Raw genomic sequence first — 16005 nt, 5'->3', positions numbered from 1 at the left:
TCAGTGACCTATACGCGGTTCTTTCAGCGCGATGGGCAGGGTGATCGGCGGCGTGCCTTTGACGGCAGAGCCAGTCTCTTCCTGTTTGCGCTTGAGGTAGTCGAGCGCCACCGCAGCGGCAGCGCGCACGTGATCGACACAGGCCTGATGCGCCACCAGCGGATCGCCGCTCTTGATCGCCTCAACCATTTTTTCCATTTCCTGATTACTCGCGCCGCGCCGGTTTTCCTGCGAAACCGAAGTCGCGCGCAGGTAGCTGATGCGTGCCTGCAACTGACGCAACTGAGTCGCCGCGACATGGTTGCCCGAACCTTCGAGCAGCACATCGTAGAAACCCTGCACCGAGTCGATTACCTGCTGCAACTCGCCATCCTTGAGTGCCTTGCGGTTGTCGTCGAGGGCTTTTTCCAGGGCTTTGATGTCCTTGGCCTTGGCGCGCAGGGTGAACAACTGCACGATCAAACCTTCGAGCACGCAGCGCAGTTCGTAGATATCGACGGCATCGGCCAATGTGATGATGGCGACACGCGGGCCTTTGGCATCGGCGAACTCGACCAGGCCTTCGGATTCGAGGTGACGCAAGGCCTCGCGCACGGAGGTGCGGCTGACGCCAAGGCGATCGCACAGATCGCGCTCGACCAGACGATCACCGGGCATGAGCTGGAAATTCATGATCGCGCTACGCAGTTTATCCAGCACGATTTCGCGCAGGGTAACGGGGTTGCGATTGACCTTGAAGCTGTCGTCGAGTGGCTGGCGTTTCATGGGGTCCGCTCTTTCGGTTGGCTGTCCATGCCAGACGGGCATCTAAACAGCCGAGGGGTTGACTGGGGCTTCGGCGTCGGCTTCGGCAAAGGCTTCACGGGCCAGCCGGAAACTGTCCACGGCTGCCGGAACGCCGCAATAAATACCGACCTGAAGCAGAATTTCGCGTATTTGCTCACGACTCAGGCCGTTACGCAAGGCGCCACGCACATGCAGCTTGAGTTCGTGCGGACGGTTGAGCGCCGAGATCATCGCCAGGTTGATCATGCTGCGCTCTTTGAGCGACAAACCTTCACGACCCCAGACATGGCCCCAGCAGTATTCGGTGACCATTTCCTGCAAGGGGCGGGTGAAGTCGTCGGCGTTGTCGATTGAACGCTGAACGTAGGCTTCGCCCAATACCTGGGTGCGGATCTTCAAGCCTTTTTCGTACTTTTCGTTACTCATCATTCCTCCAATCTCCCCAATTCCCCTGTAGGAGCTGCCGAAGGCTGCGATCTTTTGATCTTGCTCTTGAGAATCAACGTCAAAAGATCGCAGCCTTCGGCAGCTCCTACAGGGATGTGTGTGGATATGTCAGGCCAGGGTTGGTAGGGGGCCGAGCTTGCCTTTGTGGTAGATCATCGGTGTCACCGGTTGCGCTGGCAGGATCAGGTTCTTCACCGCGCCAACGATGATCGCGTGATCTCCACCGTCATATTCACGCCACAACTCGCACTCGATGATCGCCGTGGCTTTGGCCAGAATCGGGTTACCCAACTCGCTCAAATGCCACTCGATGTTCTGGGCCTTGTCCTTGCCCTTACCGGCGAAGGCGTAGGCCTCGGCGGTCTGGTCGGCGGACAGCAAATGGATCGCGAACTTCTTGCTGTCACGCAGCACCGGGTAGGTGTCGGAAGCGTAGTTGGGGCAGAACAACACCAGCGCCGGGTCAATCGACAGCGCACTGAAGGCGCTGGCGGTGATGCCGACGATTCCACCTTCCGGGTCAAGGGTGGTCACCACCGTGACGCCGGACGGAAACGAGCTCATGACGTCTTTGTAAATGCCGGGTTCGATCATTTCGCAGGACTCCTAGCGCATCACAAACGGATCAGGCATTGGCGCCTGGGAAAGGTTGATCCACACCGTTTTCAGTTCGGTGTAGGCCAGCACCGAATCGATGCCGCTTTCGCGTCCATAGCCACTGTTCTTGAAGCCGCCGATCGGCGCCATCGCCGAGACCGCGCGGTAGGTGTTGACCCAGATAATCCCCGAACGCACATCGCGAGCGAGGCGATGAGCCCGGCCCAAATCACGCGTCCAGATGCCCGCCGCGAGGCCGAACTGCGAGTCGTTGGCGATCGCCAGCGCTTCGGCTTCATCTTTGAAGCGGATCACCGACGCCACCGGGCCAAAGACTTCTTCCTGCATGATCTTCATCGAATTGTGGTCGCATTCGAACAGCGTCGGCTCGTAGAACCAGCCTTCGCCGAGACCGCTCGGACGCTTGCCACCCGTGCGCAAACGCGCGCCCTCAGCGATGGCATCGGCGACCAGACCTTCGACCACCGCCAGTTGCTGCGCGGTCGCCATCGGGCCCATTTCGCTGGCGTCTTCTTGCGGGTTGCCGATGCGAATGCGCTGGGCGCGTTCGACCAGTCGATTGACAAATTCGTCGTAGATTTCGTCCTGCACCAACAGGCGCGAACCGGACACGCAACTCTGCCCGGAGGCGGCATAGATCCCGGCAATCGCGCCGTTGATTGCACTGTCGAGATCGGCGTCGGCGAAGATGATGTTCGGCGACTTGCCGCCAAGTTCCAGCGACAGTTTGGCGAAGTTCTCGGCGCTGCTGCGCACCACGTGCCGCGCCGTCGCCGCGCCGCCGGTGAAGGCGATTTTGCGGATCAGCGGATGGCGGGTGAGGGCGGCGCCAGTGCTCGGGCCGTAACCGGTGACGACGTTGACCACACCCGGCGGAATCCCGGCTTCGAGGGCCAGACGTGCCAGCTCAAGAATGGTCGCCGAAGCGTGTTCGGACGGCTTGATCACAATCGTGTTGCCGGCGGCGAGGGCCGGGGCGAGTTTGATCGCGGTCAGGTACAGCGGGCTGTTCCACGGAATGATCGCGGCGACTACGCCCATCGCTTCATGCACGGTGTAGGCGAACAGATCCGGCTTATCCAGCGGCAGCGTGCCGCCTTCGAGCTTGTCGGCCAGCCCTGCGGTGTAATGGAAAAACTCCGGCAGATAACTGACCTGGCCACGGGTTTCGCGGATCAGCTTGCCGTTGTCGCGACTTTCCAGCTGCGCCAGTTGTTCCTTGTTTTCCGCGATCAAGTCGCCGAGTCGGCGCAGCAGTTTGCCGCGCGCGGTGGCGGTCAGGCCACGCCATGCCGGGCTGTCGAACGCAGTCTGTGCCGATTGCACGGCGCGTTCGACGTCAGCTTCATCAGCGTCAGGCAATTCTGCCCAGGCTTGTGCGGAGGCCGGGTTGAGGCTTTCGAAGGTCTTGCCGGAGAGGGCGTCGACCCATTCTCCGCCGATGCACATCTGGAAGCGTGCGAGTGTCATGCAACGATCCCCTTTACATGGTTTTGTCGGGAGTGTGCGAATTGGAGAAATTCCAGCAGCGTCTGATTGACCAGACGCGGCGACTCTACGGGCATCATATGCCGTTGCTCGGCCAGCACGGCAACCTTCGCACCGGGGATGCGTCGGGCCAGTTGCTCGGCCATTTCCGGGGTCGAACCGGGGTCGAGTTCGCCGGTGGCGATCAGCGTCGGCGCCTGAATGCTGCCCAGGTCGTCGACGCGGTACATGTCTTGAGTAGCGAACAATTCATAGGTGGTCAGATAGCCTTGCGGATCATTACCGGCCAGGGTCTGGCGGATCGCAGCGATCTGCGCCGGGTTGGCCGCTTGATATTCGCGGCTGAACCAGCGTGACAGCGCGGCTTCGGCATTGGCGTCCGGGCCATGTTCGGCCGCTTGCGCGGTGCGGGCGATGACGCCGGCACGCTGTTCTTCACTGCGATTGAACACGCTGTTCAACACCACCAGGCTTTGCAGGCGCTGCGGGTAATGCAGGGCAAAAGCCCGCGCGACCAGACCGCCCATGGAAAAACCGATCACCGCTGCCTGCGGCAGATTCAGGTGATCGAGCAACTCCAGCAACTGATCGGCGTAACCGAGCAGATTGGTGCCGCTGGCCGGTCGCGGGCTGGCGCCATGCCCGAGCATGTCGTAGGCGATCACTTGGTATTGGCTGGACAGGCCGACAATCTGGCCGCCCCACATTTCTTTGTTCAGGCCCACGCCGTGGATCAAAACCACGGGCTGGCCTTGGCCGGTCGCCAGGTAACTGGTGCCAGCCGGGGTGAGTTCAGCGGTGAGCCGAATCATGGAGCGCTCCTGCAATGCCTTTTTATTGTGGTTACTGGGCTTTTTCGGCGGCCAGTTCTTCCAGATCGATGTAGCGGTTGCCGATGCGCGGGTGCAGGCGACCACCGTCGGCGCAACCCAGCACGACGACGATTTCGTCGGCACGCGGGGCGTCTTCGATCTGCATTTCCAGAGTGATGTAGTGCGAACGCTGACCTTCGTCGTCCTTGTGCATCATCGGGATCTGAATCGAGGTGCCCGGGCCGCCGCGCTTGTTGGTGAAGCTCAGGTAACTCTTGGCGTTGACGGCTTCGCGGTAGTGGTTGCCGAAGCGCAGGGTGTGGATCACGGCGGAGGCGTGTTCGATCTCGCCATCAGCACCGACCACGGCGGCTTTGCCGTAGGCCTCGATTTTGTCCGCACCGCCGATGATGCCGACCAGACGCTCGACCATCAGCGCGCCGAGGTCGGAGCAGTTGGCGCGGATCTGCGGCTTGAGGTCTTCAACGAAACCGTTGCCCACCCAAGGGTTTTTCATCACCACGGCGAGGCCGACCATGGTCACCGGCTTGTCGGTGGCTTTGCCGCCTTCGATGAAGGTTTCTTCGACATAGCTGACGATCTTGCGAATTTCGAAACTCATGAGCTGCTCCGTTGGGGGATTGAGAGTGTCTGTGCGTCTGATGGTATACCATAATACCAATCGTGCAAGTCCCCCTCGCAAGATTCCCCTCATCCATCCGACGAATCCTCCGTCATCACAACGCGAAATCCCTGTAGGAGCTGCGGCACGCTGCGATCTTTTGATCTTTAAAGGCCAGGATCAAAAGATCGCAGCCTCGTTTCACTCGTCAGCTCCTACAGGGTTGTGCGTTCATGCCATGCGGTTAACAAAAGATAACGTGGCGCCGATTGTCAGACGTTTCGAAAGCCCGATAGGATGAGCCAGCTTCCGAAGTGGCTCTGGATTGCGGGTTTCAGGACTATGCTCCTGAGCAGCCATCAGCGGAGCACACTTGCGGCGCCCTTGAAGGCCAGAAGGCCTAACAATAATAAATAGGGGAAGGTCTATGAGTCGTTGCCGCCCGCCGGCGTTACGCAACACCGCTTTGCTGGCCACAGCACTCGCCCTGCTGGGCTTCGCCACGTTATCGGCACCTGTGCTGGCCGCCGAGGCTCCAGCCGACGTGGTTTATGCCACCGAATCCGGCAAAGCCGCGAAAAGCCTGATTCTTGATGTCGTCCACGCCGGCACGCGCCTGGTAGCAGTCGGGGATCGCGGGCACATTCTCTATTCCGATGACCAGGGCAAAACCTGGACCCAGGCCAAGGTGCCAAGCCGGCAACTGCTGACCGCGGTGTATTTTGTCGACGACAAACACGGCTGGGCGGTCGGCCACGACGCGCAAATCCTCGCCAGCGCAGACGGCGGTCTGACCTGGAGCAAACAATTCGAAGACCTCAAACGTGAATCGCCGCTGCTCGATGTCTGGTTCAAGGACGTCAACAGCGGCCTCGCCGTGGGCGCGTATGGCGCGCTGCTGGAAACCACCGACGGCGGCAAGAGTTGGCAAGACGTCAGCGACCGCCTCGACAACGAAGACCAGTTCCACCTCAACGCCATCGCGGCGGTGAAGGACGCCGGGCTGTTCATCGTCGGCGAGTCGGGCAGCATGTTCCGCTCCGCCGACTGGGGCCAGACCTGGGAAAAACTCGAAGGCCCGTACGAAGGCTCGCTGTTCGGCGTGATCGGTACGGCTCAGTCGCAAACCCTGCTGGCCTACGGCTTGCGCGGCAACCTCTACCGTTCCACCGACTTCGGCAGTACCTGGGAGCAGGTCGAACTGAAAGCCGCCCGTGGCTCACTGGAATTCGGCTTGTCCGGCGCGACCTTGCTGCCTGACGGTTCAATCGTGATCGTCGGCAACGGCGGCTCGGTGATCAGCAGCAGCGACAACGGCGAAACCTTCAGCGTGTTCAACCGCCCGGATCGCATCTCGCTGTCTTCCGTCACCGCTGCCGGCGACGGCAACCTGATCCTGACCGGGCAGGGCGGCGTCCACACCACGCAGCCGAACGGTGCCGAAATCAATAATAAGAAGGCGGGGCTATGACTTCCTTGATCACTCCTCAGCAGGAAAAGGCGACGTTCCTTGAGCGCCTGATCTTCAACAACCGCCCGGCAGTGATTCTGATCTGTCTGGTGGTGAGCATTTTCCTGTTCTGGCAGGCCACGCTGATCCGGCCGTCGACCAGTTTCGAAAAAATGATCCCGCTCAAGCATCCGTTCATCGAGAAGATGATGGAGCACCGCAACGACCTGGCGAACCTCGGCAACACCGTACGGATTTCGGTGGAAGCCACCGATGGCGACATCTTCTCCAAGGAGTACATGGAGACCCTGCGCCAGATCAACGACGAAGTGTTCTACATCTCCGGCGTCGACCGTTCCGGGCTGAAGTCGCTGTGGAGCCCGAGCGTACGCTGGACCGAAGTGACCGAAGAGGGTTTTGCCGGCGGTGAAGTGATCCCGCAGAGCTACAACGGCTCGCAGGACAGCCTCGATCTGCTGCGCAACAACGTGCTCAAGTCCGGTCAGGTCGGGCGCCTGGTGTCCAACGACTTCAAGTCGAGCATCGTCGATATCCCGTTGTTGGAGTCCTATCCGGACCCGCAGGATCAGGGCAAATTGCTGGCGCTGGACTACCGGCAGTTCTCCCATGAGCTCGAAGACAAGATCCGCAACAAGTTCGAAGCGCAGAACCCCAACGTCAAGATCCACATCGTCGGTTTCGCCAAGAAAGTCGGCGATCTGATCGACGGCCTGGTGATGGTGGTGCTGTTCTTCGGCATCGCCTTCGTCATCACCCTGATCCTGCTGTTGTGGTTCACCAACTGCGTACGCAGCACCATCGCGGTGTTGAGTACGACGCTGGTGGCGGTGGTCTGGCAGCTCGGTCTGATGCACTTCTTCGGTTTCGGGCTCGATCCGTATTCGATGCTGGTACCGTTCCTGATCTTCGCCATCGGTATTTCCCACGGCGTGCAAAAGATTAACGGCATCGCCCTGCAATCCAGCGAGGCCGACAACGCCCTGACCGCAGCGCGACGTACGTTCCGGCAACTGTTCCTGCCGGGGATGATCGCGATTCTCGCGGATGCGGTGGGTTTCATCACGCTGCTGATCATCGACATCGGCGTGATCCGTGAACTGGCCATTGGCGCATCGATCGGCGTTGCGGTGATCGTGTTCACCAACCTGATTCTGCTGCCGGTGGCGATTTCCTATGTCGGCATCAGCAAGCGCGCGATTGCCCGGAGCAAGAAGGACGCCAACCGCGAACATCCGTTCTGGCGCTTGCTGTCGAATTTCGCCAACCCGAAAGTCGCACGCATCTCGGTGGTGCTGGCGCTGATCGCCTTCGGTGGCGGCCTCTGGTACAGCCAGAACCTGAAAATCGGTGACCTCGACCAGGGCGCGCCGGAACTGCGTCCGGACTCGCGCTACAACAAGGACAACAACTTTATCATCAACAACTACTCGACCAGTTCTGACGTGCTGGTGGTGATGGTCAAGACCAAGGCTGAAGGCTGCTCGCGCTTTGAGGCCATGGCGCCGATCGACGAGCTGATGTGGAAGATGCAGAACACCGAGGGCGTGCAGTCGGCGATCTCGCTGGTGACCGTGTCCAAGCAGATGATCAAGGGCATGAACGAGGGCAACCTGAAATGGGAAACCCTGTCACGCAACCCGGACGTGCTGAACAACTCGATTGCCCGCGCCGACGGTCTGTACAACAACAGTTGCTCACTGGCGCCGGTGCTGGTGTTCCTCAACGATCACAAGGCGGAAACCCTGGATCGGGCGGTGCACGCGGTGCAGGAATTCGCCAAGGACAACAACAAGGACGGCCTGGAATTCATCCTCGCCGCCGGTAACGCCGGGATCGAAGCGGCTACCAACGAAGTCATCAAGCAGGCTGAGCTGACCATCCTGATCCTGGTGTACATCTGCGTGGCGGTGATGTGCATGATCACCTTCCGTTCATGGGCGGCGACCTTGTGCATCGTCCTGCCACTGGTACTGACCTCTGTACTCGGCAACGCACTGATGGCGTTCATGGGCATTGGCGTGAAGGTTGCGACGCTGCCGGTGGTGGCGCTGGGTGTGGGGATTGGTGTCGACTACGGCATCTACATCTACAGCCGTCTGGAGAGTTTCCTGCGTGCCGGTCTGCCGTTGCAGGAAGCGTATTACCAGACGCTGAAATCCACCGGTAAAGCGGTGCTGTTTACCGGCCTGTGCCTGGCGATTGGCGTGTGCACGTGGATCTTCTCGGCGATCAAGTTCCAGGCCGACATGGGCCTGATGCTGACCTTCATGCTCCTGTGGAACATGTTCGGTGCACTGTGGCTGCTGCCGGCACTGGCGCGGTTCCTGATCAAGCCGGAGAAACTGGCGGGGCAGAAGGGTAATTCGCTGTTTGCCCATTGATCTGAAAGGCTGAAACGAAAAAGCCGCAACCTTAGGGTTGCGGCTTTTTTTGTGGCTGAAGATCAAGAGCCCCTCACCCTAACCCTCTCCCGGAGGGAGAGGGGACTGACCGAGGGGGGCGGCTTGATACATCGACCTGAAATACCGAGTTGATTATGGATTCACAGCAAATCATTAGACTTGAGATACCAGTCGATTGTGGATTCACAGCAAATCGTTCAAGTCGGCGTAAATCTCGAATATCCCCCAATCGGTCCCCTCTACCTCTGGGAGAGGGCTAGGGTGAGGGCAGAGGATCTCAAGCGTTAAGTGAGTTCAGCGCCAAGCACAACACTCAAAGCACTACGCGCATCATCCAGCTGCACCAACGTCGCATGCCGGGCGCCAAGGGCATCGCGATTCTCGATAGCAGTCAAAATCGCCTTATGCCGAGGCAACGCCAATTCATGCAGATTCGGCCGCTGATTCGAATGCTTCAACGCCTCGGCAATCGCCACCGACAACATGTTGCACAGGTTCGCCAGCAAATCATTGTGCGTCGCATCGGCGATCCGGCTGTGAAAGTCCAGATCCGGCTGCAACAACGCTTCCGGTGTCGGCGCCGCCTCCATGCGCTGGTAAGCCTCACCAATCGCGGCAATTTCGACATCGGTCGCATGCTGGGCGGCGAGGGCGGCAGCGGCCGGTTCGATAATGCTGCGCACGCTGGTCAGCACATTGAAGAATTCATTCTGCGGGCTGCTTTGCATCAGCCAGTGCAGCACGTCCGGGTCGAGCATGTGCCATTCGCGGCGCGCCTTGACCACCGTGCCGACGCGCGGCCTGGAATACACCAGCCCCTTGGCCACGAGTACCCGCGTGGCTTCACGCAACACCGGCCGGCTGACCGCGTACTCCTCGCAGAGCAAGGCTTCGGCGGGCAGTTTGTCGTCGGGCTTGAAGCGTCCGGAGACGATCTGCATGCCCAGTTCCTGGACGATGCGCGAGTGCATGCTTTTGCGGTCGGAGGGTTTGCGGTAATCCATGGGGAACGGCGCGATCCTGAGCGATGGAGATGCCGCGCATCATAGCAGGCACGACACAATCTTGAGGGAATGCACAAAGGCCAAATGTGGGAATGCTGCCCCGGGACGCTCTGTGTCCCATTTCAGAGCTGGAACGCGGAGCGTCCCTAGAGGCATTCCCACGCGAAGCGTGGGAACGATCAAACAGGGGAATGCATTCCAATGTAGGAGCTGCCGAAGGCTGCGATCTTTTGCTCTTAATGGGAATGACGAGGCACTTCAGCCCCTCGGCAACCGACCAGGAAATCAAAGTCACAGCCCTGATCCGCTTGCAGCACATGGTCGATGTACAACTGACGATAGCCGCCCACCAACAACTGCTGCGGTGGTTGCAGATCCGCCATCCGCGCCGCCAGTTCCGCATCCGGAATATCCAGGTGCAAACGGCCAGTGGCGCAATCCAGTTCGATCCAGTCGCCTTCCTTCACCGTCGCCAAAGGCCCGCCAGCCGCCGCTTCCGGTGCCACGTGCAAAACCACCGTGCCGTACGCGGTGCCGCTCATCCGCGCGTCGGAAATCCGCACCATGTCCGTCACACCCTGCGCCAGCAACTTGGCCGGCAGCCCCATGTTGCCGACTTCAGCCATGCCCGGATAACCCTTCGGCCCGCAGTTCTTCATCACCAGAATCGAATCCTTGTCGACATCCAGCTCCGGATCATTGATCCGCGCCTTGTACATGTCGAAGTTCTCAAACACCACCGCGCGGCCGCGATGCTGCATCAGTTCCGGCGTTGCAGCGGACGGCTTGAGCACCGCACCCAGCGGCGCCAGGTTGCCGCGCAACACACAAATCCCGCCGTCGGCGCGGATCGGATTGTCGAGCGTGCGGATCACTTCGTCTTCGCCATAGATCGGCGCGTCCTTGGTGTTCTCGCCGATGGACTTGCCGTTCACCGTCAGCGCATTCGGATGAGGAATCAGATTGGCTTCACCGAGGCGACGCAATACTGCGGGCAAACCACCGGCGTAATAGAACTCTTCCATCAGAAAACGCCCCGACGGTTGCAGGTCGACAATGGTCGGCATGCCGCGCCCCATGCGCGTCCAGTCATCCAGATCCAGCTCGACACCGATGCGCCCGGCAATGGCTTTCAAGTGAATCACCGCGTTGGTCGAACCACCGATGGCGGCGTTCACGCGGATAGCATTCTCGAAGGCTTCTTTAGTCAGAATCTTCGACAGTTTCAAATCTTCGCGAACCATCTCTACGGCACGCATGCCGGACATGTGCGCCAACACATAACGCCGCGCATCCACCGCCGGAATCGCCGCGTTGTGCGGCAAGGACGTGCCGAGTGCTTCAGCCATGCAGGCCATGGTCGATGCGGTGCCCATGGTGTTGCAGGTGCCCGCCGAACGCGACATGCCGCCCTCGGCCGCGAGGAAATCGTCAATCGTGATGGTGCCGGCCTTGACCTGTTCGCTGAGCTGCCAGACCACCGTGCCGGAACCGATGTCCTTGCCCTTGTGCTTGCCGTTGAGCATCGGCCCGCCGGTGACGACGATGGCCGGCACGTCGCAACTGGCCGCGCCCATCAACAGCGCCGGGGTGGTTTTGTCGCAACCGGTCAGCAGCACTACGCCGTCGATCGGGTTGCCGCGAATCGCTTCTTCAACGTCCATGCTCGCCAGGTTGCGGGTGAGCATGGCGGTCGGGCGCAGGTTCGATTCGCCGTTGGAGAACACCGGGAATTCCACTGGAAACCCACCGGCCTCGATCACCCCGCGTTTGACGTGCTCCGCGATCTGGCGGAAGTGCGCGTTGCACGGGGTCAGTTCCGACCAGGTGTTGCAGATGCCGATGATCGGCTTGCCGTGGAACTGGTGGTCGGCGATGCCCTGATTCTTCATCCAGCTGCGGTACATGAAGCCGTTCTTGTCGGCCGTGCCAAACCATTGGGCGGAGCGCAGGGTGGGTTTCTTATCAGACATGATCGATTCTCTTATTGTATGACTATAGTGTTCAAGCTACGGCCTAATCTAAGCGCAAAATCCTAGGTTTGGAAGTGTTGTTGGTGAATTAGTATTACTATATAGTCGTTTTCGACGGAGGGTTGGCCCTGACGGTTTTCCGTGAGAGGCGTCCCCCGAGGTTCTATAAAAACAACAATCGGAGACCGATCTCATGAGCCAGGAACTGCGGCTAATCCGGCGTATCACGCTGAAACTGATTCCCTTCCTGATCCTGCTGTACCTGATCGCCTATGTGGATCGCTCCGCCGTCGGCTTCGCCAAGCTGCACATGGGCGCCGACATCGGCATTGGCGATGCTGCTTATGGCCTCGGTGCCGGGCTGTTCTTCATTGGCTACTTCCTCCTCGAAATTCCCAGCAACCTGATGCTCGAACGCTTCGGCGCGAGGCGCTGGTTTGCGCGAATCATGATCACCTGGGGCGCCATCACCATCGGCATGGCCTTCGTCCAAGGGCCGCACAGTTTCTACGTGATGCGCTTTCTGCTCGGCGCGGCTGAAGCGGGGTTCTTCCCCGGCGTTCTCTACTACATCACCCAATGGTTCCCGGTGCGTCATCGCGGCAAGATCCTCGGGCTGTTCATCCTTTCTCAGCCCATCGCGATGATGATTACCGGCCCGGTGTCCGGCGGTTTGCTCGGCATGGACGGCGTCTTTGGTCTGCACGGCTGGCAGTGGCTGTTCATCGTCATCGGCACGCCGGCGATCCTGCTGACCTGGCCGGTCTTGCGCTGGTTGCCGGATGGCCCGCAGCAAGTGCAGTGGATGGATCAGGCGGAAAAAGACTGGCTGACCGGCGAGCTGAAAAAAGATCTGCAGGCATACGGCCAGACCCGCCACGGCAACCCGCTGCATGCGCTGAAAGACAAACGCGTGTTGCTGCTGGCGCTGTTTTATTTGCCGGTGACGTTGAGCATTTATGGCTTGGGTTTGTGGTTGCCGACGCTGATCAAACAGTTCGGTGGCAGTGATCTGGTCACTGGTTTCGTGTCGTCGGTGCCGTACATTTTCGGGATCATCGGCTTGCTGATCGTGCCGCGCAGTTCTGATCGCTTGAATGATCGCTACGGGCATCTGGCCGTGCTTTATGTGCTGGGCGCGATTGGTCTGTTCATGAGCGCGTGGCTGTCGTTGCCGGTGGCGCAACTGGCAGCGTTATGTCTGGTGGCGTTTGCGCTGTTTTCCTGCACGGCGGTGTTCTGGACTTTGCCTGGGCGGTTCTTTGCCGGGGCGAGTGCGGCGGCGGGGATTGCCTTGATTAATTCGGTGGGGAACCTGGGCGGGTATATCGGGCCATTCGTGATTGGGGCGTTGAAGGAATACACCGGCAACCTCGCGTCCGGCCTGTACTTCCTCTCGGGGGTGATGGTCTTCGGTTTGATCCTGACCGCAATCGTCTACCGCGTGCTGGAACGCAAACACGTTCTGCCAGTCGACCAATTCGCCGCCAGCGCCCGCGGCGCCACCCGCACCTGAATGACCAACACCGGTCCCCTGTAGGAGTGAGCCTGCTCGCGATAGCGGTCTATCAGTTGGCAACTTTTTGGCTGACACACCGCTATCGCGAGCAGGCTCACTCCTACAAGGAGCTGCGGTGTTTCGAATAACACAGGAGAAGAACATGCATCTGGTTCAATTCGAATTAAGCAACCGCGAACGCCGTGTCGGCGTGGTCGACAACGGTCTGGTGCGCGAAGTGCAGGACGCCCGCACAGTGCGCGATCTGGCGCTCGCCGCCATTGAGGCCGGCAACACCCTTGAGCAGCAAGTGCAAACCTTGGGCCTTGGCATCAGCCACGACTATGCCGAACTGCTGTCGCAACTGCGCATCCTGCCGCCACTCGACCACCCGGATCCGGCGCACATGTTGATCAGCGGCACCGGTCTGACCCACCTGGGCAGCGCCTCGGCGCGCGACAAAATGCACCAGCAGGCCGGCGACGAAGCGACGATGACCGACACCATGCGCATCTTCAAATGGGGCGTGGAGGGCGGCAAACCGGCGGCGGGGCAGGCCGGTGTGCAGCCGGAATGGTTCTACAAAGGCGACGGCAGCATCGTCGTCCGTCCCGGCCAGCCGTTCCCGGTACCGCCGTTTGCCGAAGACGCAGGCGAAGAACCGGAGATGGCCGGCCTGTACCTCATCGGCAACGACGGCAAGCCTTATCGCTTGGGCTTCGCGGTCGGCAACGAATTCTCCGATCACATCATGGAGCGCAAGAATTACCTCTACCTCGCGCACTCGAAACTGCGCAGTTGCAGCTACGGCCCGGAACTTCGCACCGGCGAACTGCCTCAACATCTGGCAGGCACCAGTCGTATCCTGCGTGACGGCGAAGTGCACTGGCAGAACGAGTTTCTCAGCGGCGAGGCGAACATGTGCCACAGCCTCGCCAACCTCGAATACCACCACTTCAAATACAGCCAGTTCCTCCGTCCGGGCGACGTGCACATTCACTTCTTCGGCACCGCGACCCTGTCGTTTGCCGACGGCATTCGCACCCAACCGGGCGACGTCTTCGAAATCAGCCAGGCCGAATTCGGCGCGCCGCTGGTCAACGGCATCGTCCCGGTTACCGCGGTGTTTGAACCGGACAGCATCGGCACCCTTTAAGGAGATCCCATGACTCAGATTCTCGGTCACAACTACATCGGCGGTCAGCGCAGTGCCGCTGGCGACGTCAAACTGCAATCGGTCGACGCAACCACGGGCGAGCAACTGCCCCACGATTTCATCCAGGCCACGGTGGAAGAAGTTGACGCCGCCGCCAAGGCTGCCGCTACCGCGTACCCGGCGTATCGCAGCCTCAGCGCTGAGCGCCGCGCGCAATTTCTCGACGCGATTGCCGATGAACTCGATGCGCTGGGTGATGACTTCGTCGCCGTGGTCTGCCGCGAAACCGCCTTGCCGGCGGGGCGCATTCAGGGTGAGCGCGGGCGTACCAGCGGGCAGATGCGGCTGTTCGCCAAAGTGCTGCGCCGGGGCGATTTCTACGGTGCGCGGATCGATCTGCCGTTGCCGGATCGTCAGCCATTGCCACGTCCCGATTTGCGCCAGTACCGCATCGGTCTCGGCCCTGTCGCGGTATTCGGCGCAAGCAACTTTCCGCTGGCATTTTCCACCGCTGGCGGCGACACGGCTTCAGCGCTGGCCGCCGGTTGCCCGGTGGTGTTCAAGGCCCATAGCGGCCATATGGCGACAGCAGAACTGGTCGCCGATGCGCTGATCCGCGCCGCCGAAAAAACCGCGATGCCGGCCGGCGTGTTCAACATGATCTACGGCGGTGGCGTCGGTGAATGGCTGGTCAAGCATCCGGCGATTCAGGCGGTCGGTTTCACCGGTTCGCTCAAGGGTGGTCGAGCGCTGTGCGACATGGCCGCCGCGCGTGCGCAACCGATCCCGGTGTTCGCCGAGATGTCGAGTATCAACCCGGTGATTGTCTTGCCGCAGGCATTGGCTGAACGTTCGGAAACGGTTGCTCGCGACCTGACTGCGTCGGTGGTGCAGGGCTGCGGTCAGTTCTGTACCAATCCGGGTCTGGTGATCGGCATCCGCTCGCCACAGTTCAGCGCGTTCGTGCAGCAGGTCGCTGGTTTGATCGCTGATCAACCGGCGCAAACCATGCTCAACGCCGGCACCCTCGGCAGCTACGGCAAAGGCTTGCAGAAGCTGTTGGCGCATCCCGGTATCGAGCATCTGGCCGGTCATCCGCAGCAGGGCAATCAGGCGCAGCCGCAGTTGTTCAAGGCCGACGCCAGCCTGTTGATCGATGGCGATGAAGTGCTGCAGGAAGAAGTGTTTGGCCCGACCACGGTGATTGTCGAAGTGGCCGACAAGGCGCAACTCAGCGCTGCACTACACGGCCTGCATGGTCAACTGACGGCGACGATTATCGGCGAACTGGCGGACTTCGAGCGCTTCGCCGAACTGACGCCGTTGCTGGAGCAGAAGGTCGGGCGGATTCTGCTTAATGGTTATCCGACCGGTGTCGAGGTGTGCGATTCGATGGTCCACGGCGGGCCGTATCCGGCGACATCCGATGCGCGCGGCACCTCCGTCGGCACGCTGGCGATCGACCGTTTCCTGCGCCCGGTGTGTTTCCAGAACTACCCGGACAGCTTGCTGCCTGAGCCGCTGAAAAACGCCAACCCGCTGCGCATTCAGCGCCTGGTCGACGGTAAACCCAGCCGCGAAGCCCTCTGAAAAACACCCCTGTAGGAGCTGCCGAAGGCTGCGATCCTTTGATCTTGTTTGATCGTTCCCACGCTGAGTGTGGGAACGATCAGGCATCAAAAGATCGCAGCCTTCGGCAGCTCCTACAGGGGGAGTGTGCTTCTTGAG

The 16005-nt window shown here is 60.4% G+C and carries 13 protein-coding genes; 5 read left to right on the top strand and 8 right to left on the bottom strand.

Features of this window, described 5'->3' with window-relative positions:
• The 6 genes from QOL84_RS07440 to QOL84_RS07415 all read right to left on the bottom strand — a co-directional run bounded on the left by QOL84_RS07440 (position 1) and on the right by QOL84_RS07415 (position 4773).
• A complete protein-coding gene (locus QOL84_RS07440; RefSeq protein WP_283436760.1) occupies positions 1–765 on the bottom strand; it encodes a GntR family transcriptional regulator in 765 nt (254 codons plus the stop codon).
• A gap of 42 nt (positions 766–807) precedes the next feature.
• The gene (locus QOL84_RS07435) at positions 808–1212 is read right to left on the bottom strand and encodes a carboxymuconolactone decarboxylase family protein (RefSeq protein WP_053121180.1); all 405 of its coding nucleotides are present in this window, start codon (positions 1210–1212) and stop codon (positions 808–810) included.
• Positions 1213–1341: 129 nt separating this feature from the next.
• The gene (locus QOL84_RS07430; protein WP_283436759.1) at positions 1342–1827 is read right to left on the bottom strand and encodes a flavin reductase family protein; all 486 of its coding nucleotides are present in this window, start codon (positions 1825–1827) and stop codon (positions 1342–1344) included.
• Positions 1828–1839: 12 nt separating this feature from the next.
• Complete coding sequence (locus tag QOL84_RS07425; protein ID WP_283436758.1) at positions 1840–3321, bottom strand: aldehyde dehydrogenase; 1482 nt, start codon at positions 3319–3321, stop codon at positions 1840–1842.
• Entirely contained in the window at positions 3318–4151 is an 834-nt protein-coding gene (locus QOL84_RS07420) for an alpha/beta fold hydrolase (protein ID WP_283436757.1), read from the bottom strand. Before QOL84_RS07420 ends, QOL84_RS07425 begins: the two co-directional genes overlap by 4 nt.
• Positions 4152–4182: 31 nt before the next feature.
• The gene (locus tag QOL84_RS07415; RefSeq protein ID WP_122594276.1) at positions 4183–4773 is read right to left on the bottom strand and encodes an amino acid synthesis family protein; all 591 of its coding nucleotides are present in this window, start codon (positions 4771–4773) and stop codon (positions 4183–4185) included.
• Between the two features lie 427 nt (positions 4774–5200).
• On the opposite strand from QOL84_RS07415, the gene QOL84_RS07410 reads away from it, so the two are divergent.
• Positions 5201–6244, top strand: a complete 1044-nt coding sequence (locus tag QOL84_RS07410; protein WP_283436756.1) for a WD40/YVTN/BNR-like repeat-containing protein — start codon at positions 5201–5203, stop codon at positions 6242–6244.
• On the top strand, positions 6241–8625 hold the full coding sequence (locus QOL84_RS07405) for an efflux RND transporter permease subunit (protein WP_283436755.1): 2385 nt from the start codon (positions 6241–6243) through the stop codon (positions 8623–8625). The genes QOL84_RS07410 and QOL84_RS07405 overlap by 4 nt, the downstream gene beginning before the upstream one ends.
• Before the next feature lie 305 nt (positions 8626–8930).
• Here QOL84_RS07405 and QOL84_RS07400 read toward each other — a convergent pair whose 3' ends face one another.
• Both QOL84_RS07400 and QOL84_RS07395 read right to left on the bottom strand, forming a co-directional pair.
• The gene (locus tag QOL84_RS07400; protein ID WP_129392937.1) at positions 8931–9650 is read right to left on the bottom strand and encodes a FadR/GntR family transcriptional regulator; all 720 of its coding nucleotides are present in this window, start codon (positions 9648–9650) and stop codon (positions 8931–8933) included.
• Positions 9651–9886: 236 nt separating this feature from the next.
• Complete coding sequence (locus tag QOL84_RS07395; RefSeq protein ID WP_053121166.1) at positions 9887–11623, bottom strand: IlvD/Edd family dehydratase; 1737 nt, start codon at positions 11621–11623, stop codon at positions 9887–9889.
• Between the two features lie 193 nt (positions 11624–11816).
• On the opposite strand from QOL84_RS07395, the gene QOL84_RS07390 reads away from it, so the two are divergent.
• The 3 genes from QOL84_RS07390 to QOL84_RS07380 all read left to right on the top strand — a co-directional run bounded on the left by QOL84_RS07390 (position 11817) and on the right by QOL84_RS07380 (position 15867).
• Positions 11817–13139: an MFS transporter gene (locus tag QOL84_RS07390; RefSeq protein ID WP_283436754.1), complete on the top strand. Its 1323-nt coding sequence runs from the start codon at positions 11817–11819 to the stop codon at positions 13137–13139.
• A 145-nt stretch (positions 13140–13284) separates the two neighbouring features.
• Positions 13285–14277 (top strand): AraD1 family protein, encoded by a 993-nt coding sequence (gene araD1 / locus QOL84_RS07385; RefSeq protein WP_283436753.1) that lies wholly within the window; start codon positions 13285–13287, stop codon positions 14275–14277.
• Positions 14278–14286: 9 nt separating this feature from the next.
• Positions 14287–15867 carry an aldehyde dehydrogenase (NADP(+)) gene (locus QOL84_RS07380; protein WP_283436752.1) on the top strand — a complete coding sequence of 527 codons (1581 nt, stop codon included), beginning with the start codon at positions 14287–14289 and terminating at the stop codon, positions 15865–15867.
• Positions 15868–16005 lie beyond the last annotated feature (138 nt).

The organism is Pseudomonas helmanticensis, assembly GCF_900182985.1.
Lineage (GTDB): Bacteria > Pseudomonadota > Gammaproteobacteria > Pseudomonadales > Pseudomonadaceae > Aquipseudomonas > Aquipseudomonas helmanticensis.
The sequence above is the reverse complement of the archived record's forward strand: the minus strand, read 5'-3'. Positions and strand labels throughout refer to the sequence as shown.

Coding starts and splice junctions, on each gene's coding strand:
- QOL84_RS07440 (WP_283436760.1), bottom strand. CDS start 765: ATGAAACGCCAGCCACTCGACGACAGCTTCAAGGTCAATCGCAACCCC.
- QOL84_RS07435 (WP_053121180.1), bottom strand. CDS start 1,212: ATGAGTAACGAAAAGTACGAAAAAGGCTTGAAGATCCGCACCCAGGTA.
- QOL84_RS07430 (WP_283436759.1), bottom strand. CDS start 1,827: ATGATCGAACCCGGCATTTACAAAGACGTCATGAGCTCGTTTCCGTCC.
- QOL84_RS07425 (WP_283436758.1), bottom strand. CDS start 3,321: ATGACACTCGCACGCTTCCAGATGTGCATCGGCGGAGAATGGGTCGAC.
- QOL84_RS07420 (WP_283436757.1), bottom strand. CDS start 4,151: ATGATTCGGCTCACCGCTGAACTCACCCCGGCTGGCACCAGTTACCTG.
- QOL84_RS07415 (WP_122594276.1), bottom strand. CDS start 4,773: ATGAGTTTCGAAATTCGCAAGATCGTCAGCTATGTCGAAGAAACCTTC.
- QOL84_RS07410 (WP_283436756.1), top strand. CDS start 5,201: ATGAGTCGTTGCCGCCCGCCGGCGTTACGCAACACCGCTTTGCTGGCC.
- QOL84_RS07405 (WP_283436755.1), top strand. CDS start 6,241: ATGACTTCCTTGATCACTCCTCAGCAGGAAAAGGCGACGTTCCTTGAG.
- QOL84_RS07400 (WP_129392937.1), bottom strand. CDS start 9,650: ATGGATTACCGCAAACCCTCCGACCGCAAAAGCATGCACTCGCGCATC.
- QOL84_RS07395 (WP_053121166.1), bottom strand. CDS start 11,623: ATGTCTGATAAGAAACCCACCCTGCGCTCCGCCCAATGGTTTGGCACG.
- QOL84_RS07390 (WP_283436754.1), top strand. CDS start 11,817: ATGAGCCAGGAACTGCGGCTAATCCGGCGTATCACGCTGAAACTGATT.
- araD1 (WP_283436753.1), top strand. CDS start 13,285: ATGCATCTGGTTCAATTCGAATTAAGCAACCGCGAACGCCGTGTCGGC.
- QOL84_RS07380 (WP_283436752.1), top strand. CDS start 14,287: ATGACTCAGATTCTCGGTCACAACTACATCGGCGGTCAGCGCAGTGCC.